Origin of the sequence: Oryzomicrobium terrae, from assembly GCF_008274805.1 — a bacterium.
GTDB classification, from domain to species: Bacteria; Pseudomonadota; Gammaproteobacteria; order Burkholderiales; family Rhodocyclaceae; genus Oryzomicrobium; species Oryzomicrobium terrae.
The window spans coordinates 3,329,379-3,343,321 of the sequence record NZ_CP022579.1 but is presented as its reverse complement, the minus strand read 5'-3'; the positions used below and the strand labels follow the sequence as shown (position 1 = coordinate 3,343,321).

Below are 13,943 nucleotides of genomic sequence, written 5' to 3'. Positions count from 1 at the left end.
CCATGACCCGACTTTTCTCCCGCCTCTCCCTGCTGCTCGGCTCCTGTATCGCCAGCGGCCTGGCCGTGGCCGGTCCCGCCGTCGAGGCGGTGACCGAGAAGCAGCCGCTCAATCTTCACGCCATCGGCATGTTCTTCGTCTTCGTGCTGATGACCCTGGGCATCACCTACTGGGCGGCCAACCGCACCAAGTCGGCGGCCGACTTCTACACTGCCGGCGGCGGCATCACCGGCTTCCAGAACGGCCTGGCGATCGCCGGTGACTACATGTCCGCAGCCACCCTGCTCGGTCTGACCGCCATGGTCTACGCCCAGGGCTTCGACGGCTACGTGTACATGACCGCCTTCTTCGTCGGCTGGCCCCTGATCCTGTTCCTGATGGCAGAGCGCCTGCGCAACCTGGGCCGCTTCACCTTCGCCGACATCACCTCGTACCGGCTCGACCAGGGCAAGGTGCGCACCATGGCCGCCGTGTCGTCCCTGATCGTGGTGTGCTTCTACCTGATCGCCCAGATGGTGGGCGCCGGCCAGCTGATCAAGCTGCTGTTCGGCCTGGAATACACCACCGCCGTGCTGGTGGTGGGGGCCCTGATGATGGTCTACGTCACCGTCGGCGGCATGATCGCCACCACCTGGGTGCAGATCATCAAGGCCTGCATGCTGCTTGCGGGCGGCACCCTGGTGATGCTGCTGGCCATGAGCAAGTTCGGTTTCTCCTATGAAACCCTGGTCAACAAGGCCATGGAAGTGCACAAGAACGGCGCCAAGCTGATGTTCCCCGGCAGCCTGCTGGCCGATCCGATCACCGCCATCTCGATGAGCCTGGGCCTGATGTTCGGCACCGCCGGCCTGCCCCACATCCTGATGCGCTTCTTCACCGTGACCGACGCCAAGGAAGCCCGCAAGTCGGTGCTCTACGCCTCCGGCTTCATCGCCTACTTCTTCAACGTCATCTTCCTGATGGGCATGACCGCCATCATCATCGTCGGCACCGATCCCCAGTTCTTCGAGGGTGGCAGCATCGGCGGTAAGGTGGTGGGCGGTGGCAACATGATCGCCATGCACCTGGCCAAGGCCGTGGGCGGCAACCTGCTGCTCGGCTTCCTCGCCGCCGTGGCCTTCGCCACCATCCTGGCGGTGGTCTCGGGCCTGGCCCTGGCCGGTGCCTCGGCCATCTCCCATGACCTGTACGCCCGGGTGATCATGAAGGGCAAGGCCTCGGAGAAGACCGAAATCCGCGTCTCCAAGTTCGCCACCCTGGTGTTGGGCGTGATCGGCGTGACCCTGAGCATCCTGTTCGAAAAGCAGAACGTGGCGTTCATGGTCGGCCTGGCCTTCGGCATCGCCGCCTCGGCCAACTTCCCGGTGCTGATCCTGTCCATGTACTGGAAGGGCCTCACCACCCGCGGCGCCCTGCTCGGCGGCTACATCGGCCTGGCCACTGCGGTGACCCTGGTGGTGCTGTCCAAGTCCGTGTGGGTGGCGGTGCTCGGCAATGCCGCGCCCCTCTTCCCCTACGACCAGCCGGCCCTGTTCTCCATGCCGGTGGCCTTCTTCTTCGCCTGGCTGGGTTCGGTCACCGATTCCAGCGTGCGCGCCAAGGAAGAGAAGGAACGCTTCGCCGACCAGTACGTGCGTGCCCAGACGGGTCTGGGGGCCGCTGCCGCGTCGAATCACTGACCGCTGCAGTCCCTGTCGCACCAAAAACGCCCTGGTTATGCCGGGGCGTTTTTGTTTGCGGCGGGCCGTCTCCCGGGGGCTGCCTCTTGAAACTCATCGGGGGTGGGCATAGCCTGCCCCAGGTATTCATGGGATTCCAACGAGGAGCAGGACGATGCAGATCAGATTTCTCGGCGCGGCGGGGGAGGTCACCGGTTCCCAATACCTGTGCGAAGGCGTGGTGGCCGGAGAGCGGCGCCGTTTCCTGGTGGATTGCGGCCTGTTCCAGGGGGGCCGCGATGCCCATGACAAGAACGAGCAGGGTTTCGCCTTCGATCCGGCCAGCCTCGATTTCGTCGTTCTCACCCACGCCCACCTCGACCACAGCGGCCTGCTGCCGCGCCTGTGCGCGGCAGGGTTTCGCGGGCCGATCTACACCACCGCCGCCAGCTTGGAGCTGCTCAAGATCCTGCTGCCCGATTCCGCCCACCTGCAGACCGCCGACCGGGAGCGGGCCGAACGCCGCCTGGAAAAGGGCCGCTGGCACGGCGAACTGCCCACCGTGCTGTACGGCATGGACGAGGTGCAGACGACGCTACAGCAGGTGCGGCCCTTCAACTACGGGCTGACCTTCCAGCCCGTGCCCGGCATCCTGGTGCGCTTCCACAACGCCGGCCACATCCTCGGCGCGGCCATCGCCGTGATCGACGTGGCGATCGACCAGGTGACGCCGAGCAAGACCCGCCGCCTGGTGTTTTCCGGCGATATCGGTCCCTCGGGCCCGTTCATGATGCCGGCCCCGGAGTTGATCCCCCATGCCGACGTGCTGGTGGTCGAGTCCACCTACGGCGACCGCCTGCACAAGACCATGGAGCAGACCCGGGACGAGATGGTCGAGGTGGTCACCCATACCCTGCGCCACGGCGGCAACATCGTCATTCCCGCCTTCGCCGTGGGCCGCACCCAGGAGGTGCTGCTGCTGCTCGCCGAACTGGTGCGCATCAAGCGCCTGCCCCACCTCAACGTCTTCATCGATTCGCCCATGGCCACGGCGGTGACCCAGCTCACCGCCCACTTCCGCGATGCCCTGGAAGAGGAAGCCCAGGACATGCTCGCCTGGCACGAGGCCCATCCCGAGGCCCTGCGCCTGCGCCTGGTCAGCGACGTCGAGGAGTCCAAGTCCCTCAACCTGATCCGCGGCGGCGCCATCATCATCTCCGCCAGCGGCATGTGCGAAGGCGGCCGGGTGGTGCACCACCTCTACAACAACCTGCCGCACCAGCAGAACGCGGTGATCATCACCGGTTTCCAGGCGCGCGGCACCACGGGCCGCCAGCTGGTGGAAAAGGCCAGGACCGTGCGCCTGTTCGGCCGCGAAGTCCCGGTCAATGCGTCGGTGCACACCGTCGGCGGCCTGTCCGCCCATGCCGACCAGAGCGGCCTGCTCACCTGGCTGGGCGGCTTTGCCAGCCCGCCGGAAAAGGTTTTCGTGGTGCACGGCGAGCCGGATGCCTCGAACAAACTGGCCGAGGCGATGCGCAACCGGCTCGGCTGGAAGCACGTCACCATCCCCGAGCGCGGCACCAGCTTCCTCTGTTGAGGGCTGGCGCCGGGGGCGAGTGGGGCGGGCAGGCGGCCGTGCCCTGTCCTTGCCCGCTGCGCCGAGTAAAATAACCACGTCCTCCGCGCCCCGGCGCACGGTTCCGCCGTGCCCCGGGCGCCCGCCGTCCGGTGAGCTTGCCCGGTCGCGCGCCCTCTCCCACAGGAACTCCCCCATGCGCAGCGAAACCCCCGCCCCCATCCTGCTGGCCGACTACACCCCGCCGGCCTACCTGATCGATACCGTGCACCTGGACGTGGACCTCCGCGCCGACGGCACGGTGGTCACCGCCACCCTGGCCTGCGTGCGCAACGCCGGAACCGCCGCCGCAGCAACGAACCCGCCCCTGGTCCTCGACGGCGAGGAACTGGAAACCCTGGAGGTGGCCGTCGACGGCCAGGTCCTGCCGGCCAGCGCCTACCGGATTGACGCCGAGACCCTCACCATCGCCACCGTGCCGGCGCGCTTCACCCTGCGCACCAAGGTGCGCATCCAGCCCGACGCAAACACCCAGCTGTCCGGCTTCTACCGCTCCAAGGACGGCTACTTCACCCAGTGCGAGGCCCAGGGCTTCCGCCGCATCACCTGGTTTGCCGACCGGCCCGACGTGATGGCCCGCTTCACTGTCACCCTGCATGCCGACAAGGCCGCCTACCCGGTGCTGCTCGCCAACGGCAACCCGGTGGGCCAGGGCGACGAGGCGGACGGTCGCCACTACGCCACCTGGGAAGACCCGTTCAAGAAGCCCTGCTACCTGTTCGCCATGGTCGCCGCCAAGCTCGACGTGCTGCGCGACACCTTCGCCACCGCCTCCGGCCGCACCGTGCAATTGGCCATCTACGTCGAGCCGGGCAAGCTCGACCAGTGCCCCCACGCCATGGAAGCGCTGAAGAAGTCGATGGCCTGGGACGAGCGCCGCTTCGGCCTGGAATGCGACCTGGACCACTACATGATCGTCGCCGTGGGCGACTTCAACATGGGAGCCATGGAGAACAAGGGCCTCAACATCTTCAACACCAAGTACGTGCTGGCCCGCCCCGACGTGGCCACCGACGTGGATTTCGAGAACATCGACCGGGTGGTGGCCCACGAGTACTTCCACAACTGGACCGGCAACCGGGTCACCTGCCGCGACTGGTTCCAGCTCTCCCTGAAAGAGGGCCTCACCGTCTTCCGCGACCAGGAGTTCGGCGCCGACACTCACAACCGGGACGTGGCCCGCATCCGCGAAGTGCGCGGCCTGCGCGCCGCCCAGTTCCCCGAGGACGCCGGCCCCATGGCCCACCCGGTGCGCCCGGCCTCCTACATCGAGATCAACAACTTCTACACCGCCACCGTCTATGAAAAGGGCGCCGAGGTGGTGCGCATGATCCAGACCCTGATCGGCCGCGAGGCTTTCCGCGCCGGCATGGACGAGTACTTCCGCCGCCACGACGGCCAGGCGGTGACCTGCGACGACTTCGTCGCCGCCATGAGCGCCGCCTCCGGCTTCGACTTCACCCAGTTCATGCGCTGGTATCGGGAACCGGGCACCCCACGGGTCACCGCCGCCTCCGCCTACGACGCCCAGGCCCGCCGCTACACCCTGACCTTCACCCAGGCCAACCCCAAGGCCAGCGACAACGCGCCCTACCTGATCCCGATCCGGGTCGCCCTGTTCGACGCCCAAGGCCAGGAGTTGGAAGGCCACAGCCGCACCCTGCTGCTCACCGAGACCACCCAGACCTTCGCCTTCGATAACGTGGCCAGCGCCCCGGTGCCCTCGCTGCTGCGCGACTTCTCCGCCCCGGTGCTGCTCGACTACCCCTACACCCCGGCCGAGCTGACCCTGCTGCTGGCGGCCGAGTCCGATCCCTTCAATGCCTGGGAAGCCGGCCAGCGCCTGGCCACCGGCCTGATCCTGGAGGCCACCGCCGCCATCGCCGCCGGCCGCGCCCCGGTCTGGCCGGAAAGCTTCACCGCCGCCGCCCGGACGCTGTTGACCGGTTATGAAGCCCGAGGCGCCGCCTTTGTCGCCGAAGCCCTCACCCTGCCCGGCGAAGCCACCCTGGCCGAGTTGCTCGACGAGGTGAACCCGGACGCCCTGCACGCCGCCCGCAACGGCCTGCGTCGCCACCTGGCCGAGGCCCTGCACGCCGAGTTCGCCGCCGCCTATGCCGCCCTGGCGCCCACCGGCCCCTACGCGCCGAGCGCCGACCAGGCCGGCCGCCGGGCGCTACGCAACGTCTGCCTGGGCTACCTGCTCGAACGCGACGCCCCGGCCGAGCGCCAGCGCGCCCAGGACCAGTACGCCGGCGCCGACAACATGACCGACCAGTTCGCCGCCCTGGCGGCCCTGGCCAATGCCAACGCCGCCGCCCGCCCGGCCCGCGAGGCGGCCCTGGCCGACTTCTACCAGCGCTGGCAGGGCGAGGCCCTGGTCGTCGACAAGTGGCTGGCGGTGCAGGCCGGCAGCCGCCTGCCCGACACCCTAGCGACCGTGCAGCGCCTGACCGCCCATCCGGCCTTCGACCTCTCCAATCCCAACAAGGTGTACGCCCTGCTGCGCACCTTCGGCGCCAACCTGGTGCGCTTCCACGCCGCCGACGGCAGCGGCTACGCCTTCTTCGCCGAGCAGATCAAGGCCCTGGACGCGCGCAATCCCCAGGTGGCCTCGCGCCTGGCCCGCTGCTTCGACCGCTGGAAGAAGTTCGACGCCGGCCGCCAGGCCCATGCCCGGGCCGCCCTGGAAAGCCTGCGCGACCACCCGGGCCTGTCCCGCGACGTGGGCGAGATCGTCATGCGCGCCTTGGGCTGAATCCAGGGGTTTTCGGGGCCTTTGCGCGGGGCCGTTTCGCCCGACAAACGTCGCCTGAAAAACCGGCCCATCGCTGAACACAAGGCGGGGCGCGGATCTTCACGGTATACCAGTGGAGATCCGCGCCCCGCCTTGTTTCTAGAGGTGTCTACCTGGAGATGCCCGACTGGCGCGGGGTTTGGCGGGGTGCCTCCGCTATGACCCCTGCCGGCGCGGGGGCAGTGCCCGGCTCGCCAGCGCGGCGCAGGCGCCGCCGCACAGGTAGCCCGCCACCACGTCGGCGGGAAAGTGGGCGCCGACGCTGATGCGTGAGAGGCCCACCCACAGGGCGCCTGCGGCCAGGGCGATCCGCCAGCGGCGTGGGCAGTAGGGCCAGAACACCACCGCCACCAGCATGGCGAAGGCGGCATGGCCGCTGGGCAGGCTGTAGGGCTCGCTGGTGGGCGCCAGCACGGCGACACTGCCCGGCGGCAGGGCCTCGGCCGGGCGGGGCATGTCGAGGGCGTGCTTGGCGCCCAGGACCAGCACCAGGGCTGCCGCGCTGGCCAGCAGGAAGGCGAGCAGCAGCCGGACGGTGACCTGGGCCTCGGGCAGACGAGACGCCAGGGCGGGGTGGGGCGGCCAGCGGCGGGCGGCGCTCAGCACCGTCAGCCCGAGGGCGATCCAGCCCGCGTTCCAGGCGCTGCCGAGCTGGGTGCCGGCGAGCATCAGGGCATCCACCAGCGGCCCGCGAATGCCGTTGATGACGGTGAAGAGGGCGTGGTTGAGGCCACCCCAGTCGTAGAGGAAGTTCAGGAGCATCGGCGGTTGGGGGCGTGGCAAGGCGTTCCTGGTGGATTGGGTGGATCGCGCCGCTTGCCGGCGCGGGCGGCCCTTACAGCAGCTTGGTGCCGAGGGGCACCGGCTTGTCCGGCACGCACAGGGCCACTTCGCCGTTTTCGTTGTGAAAGCCGGTGACCAGGCATTCGGACATGAGGGGGCCGATCTGTTTCTTGGGGAAGTTCACCACCGCCACCACCTGCTTGCCGAGCAAATCCTCGGGGCGGTACAGGTGGGTGACCTGGGCGCTGGATTTCTTCAGGCCGATCTCCGGCCCGAAATCGACCTGCAGCACATAGGCCGGTTTGCGCGCTTCCTTGAAGATTTCGGCGCCGACCACGCGACCGACGCGCAGCTCGACTTTCATGAAGTCGTCCCAGGTGATCTCTGCCATTGCGTGCTCCTGTATTGCATTGTTCCGCCTGCGGCGGCAGCGGCCGCATGGTACGCGACCGGGCCGGGTGTGGTGGGCGAATCAGGCCGGGGCCGTATGGTAGGCGAGCCAGAAGGATTCCCGGCAGGCGTTCTCGAACACCTGGCGCGCCGGGTGGATCGGGCTGCCGGAATCCCCGTGGGCGAGCACCTCGTAGGTGATCCAGCACTCGGCGCAGGCCAGGTCGCTGGGAAAACTGTCCTGCTCCACGGTGCGCCGGATCACCGCCCCGTCGGCAAAGCGGTAGACGGCCACCTCCTGGCGCACCTCGATGCCCTGGTCCAGCCAGGACGTGCGCTCAACGCTTTCGTCCGCCAGCGTATGCGGGCTGGGCTGGCGGTGGATGGCGCCGACGTAGGCGGCCAGGGAGACCAGCCGGGTGGCGCCGCTCATGCCGGGGCGCCTCCGGCCGCGAGGACCAGCACCAGGGCGATGGCGCCGGGCAGGGCCTGCACCACGAGGATTTTCCGGTTGGCCGTCGCCGCGCCGAAGATCCCGGCGACGACGACGCAGCCGAGGAAGAAGACCCGGATCGAAGTGCCCTCCGACCCGAGCAGGGCACCCCAGAGCAGGCCGGCCGCCAGGAAGCCGTTGTACAGCCCCTGGTTGGCGGCCAGAACCTTCGACGCAGCGGAAAATTCCGGGGTCAGGCCGAAGGCCTTGCGTCCCGTGGGCGTGTCCCACAGGAACATTTCCAGGACCAGGATGTAGAGGTGCAGCAGGGCCATTGCGGCGGTGGCGAGGGTGGCCAGGGTGGCGAGGATCTGCATGGTCATGCACTCCGCGGGCGCCGCCGGGGGGCGGCCGGATGGCTGGATAGGCTGAATCGGGGCGGTCGCGTTGCGACGGGGCGTCCGGACAAGGGAACCCGGTGCCCGGGTCAGAGGACGCCCAGGATGGCCAGGCACTCCCGGCCCAGGGCGATACGGGCCGGCAGGGCAGTCTTGTCGGGCATGTCGATGTTGAGGGCGAAGGCATAGACCCGGCCCGCCTTTTCCACCCAGCCCACCCACCAGCCCAGGTCGGGCCGGCTGTTGTCGCTCCAGCCGGTCTTGCCGTGCAGGGACCAGCCCGGGCCGCTTTCCAGCCGGGTGATTTCGCGCACGTCGGCCTGGGCTTTCGGGGAAACCGGCAGTTCGCCCCGGGCCAGCCGGGCCAGGAAGTGGGCCTGTTCCACGGCGCTGATCGTCAGGGTGCCGTCGACCCAGAAGCGGTCCAGCGCGGTGCCGACCTCCCCGTTGCCGTAGCCCAGGGCCTTCACGCCGGCCTGCATGGGGGCGAGGCCAATGCGCCGGGCCAGTTCCTGGTACACCGGAAAGTTGGACACCTGGATCGCCTCGCGCAGCCCCATGTCCTTTTCCCAGGCCTTGTTCCACTGGGGGCGGCCGCCGTAGGGCAGCACCTGGTCCACGCTGCTCACCGTCCCCGTGTCCAGGCCGATCAGACTGTTGGCAATTTTGAAGGTGGAGGCGGGGATGAAGCGGGTTTCGGCCCGGGCCCGGTCGTGGCCGACCAGCCGGTCGGCGGCCACGTCGTAGAGCACGAAGGTGCCGCGCAGGCCGGCCTTGGCAAAGGCCGCGGCGAGGCGTCCGTCGTCGTGCCAGACGCTGGCCAGGGCGGGGAGGGGCAGGCAGAGTAGGGCGAGAAATCGTTTCATGGTATCGGTGGGGCGGGAGGACCGGGCCTGGTCGCCGGGCGCGTTAGTACGACCAGTAGCCGCCCGGCCAGGGCCAGGGTGAAGAATAGGGCCAGTCCCCACTTGAGCAGGGAGCAGGTGCCCGAGAGCGGCACCAGCAGGCCGCCGGTGCCGTGGGCGTGGGCCAGCAGCCAGGCGTGGATGCCATTTTCGGCCAGGTCGCACAGGCCGGCGACCGGCAAGGCCAGCAGGACGCCATGGTAGAGGCGGCCGGCGGAGCGCGGGAAGAGCCGGGTGCGCGAGACGGCCAGGTAGCCGAAGGCGCCGTAGAGGAACGGGTGGAGGTTGTCGAAGGTGAAATGGGCTCGGTACACCGCCACCCCGGTCGGGCCCCAGGCATCGACGACCCGCCAGAACGCCTCGGGGGTGAACGCCAGCTGCAGGGCGAAGATGCTCGGATCGAGGGGCGCCAGGAGGCGGGCCAGGTTGGCCTGGGAGAGGGCGAAGGCCAGGGTGGCGAGGGCTACCAGGGCACGGCTGGCGCGGGGCACCGCGGTACCGGCCGGGCCCGTGGCTGGTGTTTCGTCCGGCGGTGCGCTGTCGGCCGCCGGGGCGTTCAGCGGCACGCCGGCACCCAGTCGCTGCGTTCCAGCTCCACCGTCTGCTTGGCGTTTTCCGTGGCGATGGTGCGCAGCCGGACCAGTTTGCCGGCGCTGCCTTGCTCTTCGCTTGGGGCGTACCGGGCGGCGTACTGCAGTACCAGCAGTCCCCCGCAGGCCGGCGTGTGGAAGCTCTTGTGGATGTTCGATTCGTAGCTGGGGTGGGTGCCGTCCGGCTCGAAAATGAAGCGGGCGTAGCCGTTGCCCTTGGCCGTGTAGAGGGCGTAGTGGGGCTTGGGGGTGTTGGCGTCGAGGGAGGCCTTGACCGCTTTTGCCCAGGTGGCCGGATCGCTGACCAGATCCTTGGCGTAGTTGAGGGTGACCAGGGTGGTCCAGTTATCCACCGTTTCGCCCGCGCTGGTGTATTCGTACAGGGCGCGGCCATTCGGCGCGACGTCCTGGTAGGCCAGCGTGTAGGTACGGCCGAACTGGGTGATCTGCTCGGGGGGAATGAAGCCCTGGGCGAGCGCCGCCATCGGGGCGAGGGCGGCCGCCAGCAGCAGGGCGGTGCGCAGCGGCAGGTCGGGATGGCGCAACGGTGGTCCTCCGGGAAGCGTTAACCTGAACCCCGCCACTGTAGGGAGCCGGGTGGGGGGCGGGCGGGCATGGCGTCCCGCGCAGCGCCCAGCATAATCCAGGCGCAACGCCCGTGCTGGCCGGCGGGGTCAGCCCGCCGTTTTCGGCACCCGCCACAAATACCAGGCGGCGATGGTGCGGTAGGGGCGCAGGGGCTCGCCGGCGGCGGCCAGTTCGCGGCGGCCCGGGGCGCGAGGCAGGCTCTTGAGGCGGCGATAGCCGTCGCGCACGCCGAAGTCGTCCACGGGAAAGATGTCGAGGCGGTCCAGGGTGTAGATCAGGAACATCTCCACGGTCCAGCGGCCGATGCCGGGCAGGGGGGTGAGGCGGGCGATCAGTTCGTCGTCACTGAGGCCCTCGGCCTCGGCACGACTCGGCACCAGGCCGCTGGCGGCCCCGGCGGCGAGGGCCAGGAGGGTTTCCGCCTTGCGCGTGGAAAAACCGCAGGCGCGCAGCGTGGCGGCGTCGGTGGCGAGGATTTGCGCCGGGCTGGGGAAGGCTGTGTCCGGGTAGCGGGCGAGGAACTTGGCGACGATGGCATCCCCCGCCCGGACGTGGAGTTGCTGGTAGGCCACGGCGCGGATCAGGGCCTCGTAGGGTTCCCGGGCTGGCTTGGGCTGGTGGGTGCACGGCCCCACGGCGGCGACCAGGCGGGCCCAGTCGGCGTCGATGCCGGCCAGATGGTCGCTGGCCTGCTGGTAGGGATGGGGCGCGGAAGCGGGGGGCATGGTCGTGGTCGGCAGGGAAAGGGGGCGGTCGTCGACCTTAGCAGGGGAGCGTTCCGGCGGCGCTCCGTTTGTTGCGCCGGAATTCGGCGCGGCGGCCCGTTTTTGCTGCCTGCCATCGGATGCGACGGGAATGGCGGACGTCGCGGAACCGGCAGCGGCTGTGAACGCGGAGGCTGCGCCACCCCGGACGTCGTGGTACCGGGCCGACGGCCACGGCGCGGGGCCCGGTGCGCCACCGAGGCCCGGCCTCCAGGCACAATCCCGGCCTGGAACGGGCCTGCCCGCATGGCCAATGCGAATTTAGGCGCAAGCAGCGGAGTGTGGCCCCGGTGTAGGCGGACTACAGTGAGCGTCATCCACGATGAGCGAAGGAAGCAGCATGAAACCGGCAGCCAAGCGCGCCGACGGGGCGACCGGCCCCGGGGGCGCTACAGGGGAACGCAGGAGTGAATGGAGGACCGAGCGGGCCCTGGCCACCACCCGGGACCCGCGCTGGACCGCCGTGGTGGCCCGCGACGCCCGGGCCGACGGCACCTTCTACTATTCGGTGGCCACCACCGGGGTCTATTGCCGTCCCTCCTGCGGTGCCCGCCAGGCCCGGCCCGAGAACGTGGCCTTCCACGCCAGCCGGGAGGCGGCCGAGCAGGCCGGCTTTCGCCCTTGCAAGCGCTGCCGGCCCGACCAGCCGTCCCGGCGCGAGCAGCACGCGGCCCTGGTGGCCCAGGCCTGCCAGTGGCTCGACCAGGCCGATAGCGGCGCAGCGCCGCCCACCCTGGCCGAGCTGGCCGCCCGGGCGGGGCTGAGCCCCTACCATTTCCACCGCGTGTTCACCGCCATCGCCGGCCTGACGCCGCGCCAGTACGCCGCTGCCGGACGCGAAGCGCGGCTGCGCGCCGCACTCGCCCGGGGTGCTCCGGTCACCGCGGCGATCTTCGCCGCCGGCTACAACGCCAGCAGCCGTTTCTACGAAAAATCCCAGGAGGTGCTGGGCATGACGCCGAGCCGTTACCGGGCCGGCGGCGCGGCCACGGCCATCCGCTTCGCCATCGGCCAGTGTTCCCTCGGCGCCATCCTGGTGGCCCAGAGCGAGCGCGGCATCTGCGCCATTTTGCTCGGCGACGACCCCGACGCCCTGGCCCGGGACCTGCAGGAACGCTTCCCCCGCGCCACCCTGATCGGCGGCGATGCCGCCTTCGAGCAGCTGGTGGCCCGGGTGGTCGGCTTCGTCGAGGCGCCCGGCCTGGGCCTGGAGCTGCCCCTGGACGTGCGCGGCACCGCCTTCCAGCAGCGCGTCTGGCAGGCCCTGCGCGCCATTCCGCCCGGGCAGACGGCCACCTACAGCGAGATCGCCGAACGCATCGGCGCCCCCGCTGCGGTGCGCGCCGTGGCCCAGGCCTGCGCCGCCAACGCCCTGGCCGTGGCCATTCCTTGCCATCGGGTGGTGCGCAGCGACGGTGGCCTGGCCGGCTATCGCTGGGGCGTGGAGCGCAAGCGCGCCCTGCTCGACAAGGAGTCGCAGTAATCACCGGCCCGTGCCCGGATGCAGCGCACCGCCTGCTTGAAACACCAATAGGGACGGGCATCTTCACGGTGCCTGCCCGAAGAGGCCCGTCCCGCCTTGCGTTCCGCGGCATGCCTGCGGAGAGTCAATAAGGGCGCGGAGTTTCAAGGGGCGGTGCCAGTCGGTGGGCGTTGCGCGACGCGGTGGCACGGCGCCACTCCTCCTGCGCCGCGACCCGCCAAAGCCCGCTCCCGGCAGTCAGCCTGCGGTGCCTGGCGCCCTCGCTTTCCTCGCCCCGGGCGGGGCGCTACCCTGCGTTTTCTTCCGTGGAATTTGGTTTGCCATGACCCTGGACCTGTTTGGCCCGCCCGCGGCCGGCATCGACACCACACCGCCCTGGCGCGAGGACATCGCCGTGGGCGCCGTGCTGCTGCGCCGTTACGCCCTGGACGGCATGGCGGACCTGCTCACCGCGCTGGCGGCGGTGACCGCCGCAGCCCCCTTCCGCCATCTGGCTACCCCGGGGGGCTACGACATGTCGGTGGCCATGACCAACTGCGGCGCCCTGGGCTGGGTCACCGACCGCCACGGCTACCGCTACGCGCCCCGGGACCCGGCCAGCGGCCTGCCTTGGCCGGCCATGCCGCCAGCCTTCGCCCGTCTCGCCCGGGAGGCCGCGGCGGCTGCCGGCTTTGCCGGTTTCGAGCCGGACGCCTGCCTGATCAACCGCTACGCCCCGGGGGCACGCATGGGCCTGCACCAGGACAAGAACGAGCGGGACATGGGCCAGCCCATCGTCACCGTCTCCCTGGGGTTGCCCGCCACCTTCCTGTTCGGCGGCCCCCGCCGGGAGGACCGGGCGCAGCGGCTGCCCGTCACCCACGGCGACGTGGTGGCCTGGGGCGGCCCGGCCCGGCTGTATTTCCATGGCGTGCTGCCGGTCAAGGACGGCCACCACCCGCAGCTTGGCCCCCAACGCATCAGCTTGACCTTCCGCAAAGCGGGCTAAGGGCGCACCAGGGAACCGGTACAAACGGGGGCTGCCCGGAAAGCCACTAGGGCGCAGGGTTTCCGATGAGTCGGCGGCGCGGGGCCGCACGTGACCCCGCTGGGTGTGCTGCGGTGGCTGAGTAGGCTGCGAGATCTGCGAGATCCAACCCCCAGGCCAGGACCTGGCTACGGTGCTGGGTGGGATGGTGGTGATGGACGTGGCCGCGTGGGGTTCAGGTGCCGTAGGACGTCAGGACTACGTCGGCGGCGGCGGTGCGTAGGGGAATCAGGGCCTGGTAGGCCGGGGAGGCGTGCCAGGCGGCGAGGGCGGCCGGATCGGGGAAACGGATCACCACCACGTCGCCATGAGGCTGCTGCCCGGCCAGGTCCGTCAGCCGCTCGCCGCGGAACACCAACTCACCGCCCCACGGTGCCAGGGTGTTGGGTACCTGGCGGCGGTAGTCGGCCCAGCGTGCCGGGTCCTTGACGGTGATATGGCCGATCACGTAGGCGTAACTCACGGGGGCTCCTGAGCGGGGGAAGGCG

The 13,943-nt window shown here is 70.0% G+C and carries 14 protein-coding genes; 5 read left to right on the top strand and 9 right to left on the bottom strand.

What is annotated here, in order from left to right; genetic code table 11:
• The first annotated feature begins 2 nt into the window (after positions 1-2).
• The 3 genes from OTERR_RS15130 to pepN all read left to right on the top strand — a co-directional run bounded on the left by OTERR_RS15130 (position 3) and on the right by pepN (position 6,055).
• Positions 3-1,679: a cation acetate symporter gene (locus OTERR_RS15130; protein WP_054621904.1), complete on the top strand. Its 1,677-nt coding sequence runs from the start codon at positions 3-5 to the stop codon at positions 1,677-1,679.
• Between the two features lie 154 nt (positions 1,680-1,833).
• On the top strand, positions 1,834-3,258 hold the full coding sequence (locus OTERR_RS15125; RefSeq protein ID WP_149426275.1) for an MBL fold metallo-hydrolase RNA specificity domain-containing protein: 1,425 nt from the start codon (positions 1,834-1,836) through the stop codon (positions 3,256-3,258).
• 175 nt (positions 3,259-3,433) lie between these two features.
• Positions 3,434-6,055 (top strand): aminopeptidase N, encoded by a 2,622-nt coding sequence (gene pepN / locus OTERR_RS15120; RefSeq protein WP_149426274.1) that lies wholly within the window; start codon positions 3,434-3,436, stop codon positions 6,053-6,055.
• Between the two features lie 195 nt (positions 6,056-6,250).
• Here pepN and OTERR_RS15115 read toward each other — a convergent pair whose 3' ends face one another.
• The 8 genes from OTERR_RS15115 to OTERR_RS15080 all read right to left on the bottom strand — a co-directional run bounded on the left by OTERR_RS15115 (position 6,251) and on the right by OTERR_RS15080 (position 10,906).
• Positions 6,251-6,856 carry a phosphatase PAP2 family protein gene (locus OTERR_RS15115; RefSeq protein WP_149426273.1) on the bottom strand — a complete coding sequence of 202 codons (606 nt, stop codon included), beginning with the start codon at positions 6,854-6,856 and terminating at the stop codon, positions 6,251-6,253.
• Positions 6,857-6,929: 73 nt separating this feature from the next.
• Positions 6,930-7,268, bottom strand: coding sequence for a tRNA-binding protein (locus tag OTERR_RS15110; RefSeq protein ID WP_149426272.1), 339 nt, complete (start codon positions 7,266-7,268; stop codon positions 6,930-6,932).
• A gap of 81 nt (positions 7,269-7,349) precedes the next feature.
• Positions 7,350-7,700, bottom strand: coding sequence for a ubiquitin family protein (locus OTERR_RS15105; RefSeq protein WP_149426271.1), 351 nt, complete (start codon positions 7,698-7,700; stop codon positions 7,350-7,352).
• Complete coding sequence (locus OTERR_RS15100; protein ID WP_246154213.1) at positions 7,697-8,083, bottom strand: DUF1304 domain-containing protein; 387 nt, start codon at positions 8,081-8,083, stop codon at positions 7,697-7,699. Before OTERR_RS15100 ends, OTERR_RS15105 begins: the two co-directional genes overlap by 4 nt.
• 104 nt (positions 8,084-8,187) lie before the next feature.
• Positions 8,188-8,964, bottom strand: coding sequence for a class D beta-lactamase (gene blaOXA, locus OTERR_RS15095; protein ID WP_149426270.1), 777 nt, complete (start codon positions 8,962-8,964; stop codon positions 8,188-8,190).
• On the bottom strand, positions 8,961-9,569 hold the full coding sequence (locus OTERR_RS15090; RefSeq protein ID WP_149426269.1) for a hypothetical protein: 609 nt from the start codon (positions 9,567-9,569) through the stop codon (positions 8,961-8,963). The genes blaOXA and OTERR_RS15090 overlap by 4 nt, the downstream gene beginning before the upstream one ends.
• Positions 9,560-10,138: a hypothetical protein gene (locus OTERR_RS15085; RefSeq protein ID WP_149426268.1), complete on the bottom strand. Its 579-nt coding sequence runs from the start codon at positions 10,136-10,138 to the stop codon at positions 9,560-9,562. Before OTERR_RS15085 ends, OTERR_RS15090 begins: the two co-directional genes overlap by 10 nt.
• A gap of 129 nt (positions 10,139-10,267) precedes the next feature.
• Positions 10,268-10,906 (bottom strand): DNA-3-methyladenine glycosylase family protein, encoded by a 639-nt coding sequence (locus OTERR_RS15080; protein WP_149426267.1) that lies wholly within the window; start codon positions 10,904-10,906, stop codon positions 10,268-10,270.
• A 379-nt stretch (positions 10,907-11,285) separates the two neighbouring features.
• Here OTERR_RS15080 and ada point away from each other — a divergent pair, with 379 nt between their 5' ends.
• Complete coding sequence (ada, locus tag OTERR_RS15075; RefSeq protein ID WP_149426266.1) at positions 11,286-12,428, top strand: bifunctional DNA-binding transcriptional regulator/O6-methylguanine-DNA methyltransferase Ada; 1,143 nt, start codon at positions 11,286-11,288, stop codon at positions 12,426-12,428.
• A gap of 322 nt (positions 12,429-12,750) precedes the next feature.
• A complete protein-coding gene (gene alkB, locus OTERR_RS15070) occupies positions 12,751-13,416 on the top strand; it encodes a DNA oxidative demethylase AlkB (protein ID WP_149426265.1) in 666 nt (221 codons plus the stop codon).
• A 214-nt stretch (positions 13,417-13,630) separates the two neighbouring features.
• On the opposite strand, the gene OTERR_RS15065 is transcribed toward alkB, so the two are convergent.
• Positions 13,631-13,918, bottom strand: coding sequence for a DUF1330 domain-containing protein (locus tag OTERR_RS15065; protein ID WP_054621533.1), 288 nt, complete (start codon positions 13,916-13,918; stop codon positions 13,631-13,633).
• Positions 13,919-13,943: the final 25 nt, after the last annotated feature.

Coding starts and splice junctions, on each gene's coding strand:
- OTERR_RS15130 (WP_054621904.1), top strand. CDS start 3: ATGACCCGACTTTTCTCCCGCCTCTCCCTGCTGCTCGGCTCCTGTATC.
- OTERR_RS15125 (WP_149426275.1), top strand. CDS start 1,834: ATGCAGATCAGATTTCTCGGCGCGGCGGGGGAGGTCACCGGTTCCCAA.
- pepN (WP_149426274.1), top strand. CDS start 3,434: ATGCGCAGCGAAACCCCCGCCCCCATCCTGCTGGCCGACTACACCCCG.
- OTERR_RS15115 (WP_149426273.1), bottom strand. CDS start 6,856: ATGCTCCTGAACTTCCTCTACGACTGGGGTGGCCTCAACCACGCCCTC.
- OTERR_RS15110 (WP_149426272.1), bottom strand. CDS start 7,268: ATGGCAGAGATCACCTGGGACGACTTCATGAAAGTCGAGCTGCGCGTC.
- OTERR_RS15105 (WP_149426271.1), bottom strand. CDS start 7,700: ATGAGCGGCGCCACCCGGCTGGTCTCCCTGGCCGCCTACGTCGGCGCC.
- OTERR_RS15100 (WP_246154213.1), bottom strand. CDS start 8,083: ATGACCATGCAGATCCTCGCCACCCTGGCCACCCTCGCCACCGCCGCA.
- blaOXA (WP_149426270.1), bottom strand. CDS start 8,964: ATGAAACGATTTCTCGCCCTACTCTGCCTGCCCCTCCCCGCCCTGGCC.
- OTERR_RS15080 (WP_149426267.1), bottom strand. CDS start 10,906: ATGCCCCCCGCTTCCGCGCCCCATCCCTACCAGCAGGCCAGCGACCAT.
- ada (WP_149426266.1), top strand. CDS start 11,286: ATGAAACCGGCAGCCAAGCGCGCCGACGGGGCGACCGGCCCCGGGGGC.
- alkB (WP_149426265.1), top strand. CDS start 12,751: ATGACCCTGGACCTGTTTGGCCCGCCCGCGGCCGGCATCGACACCACA.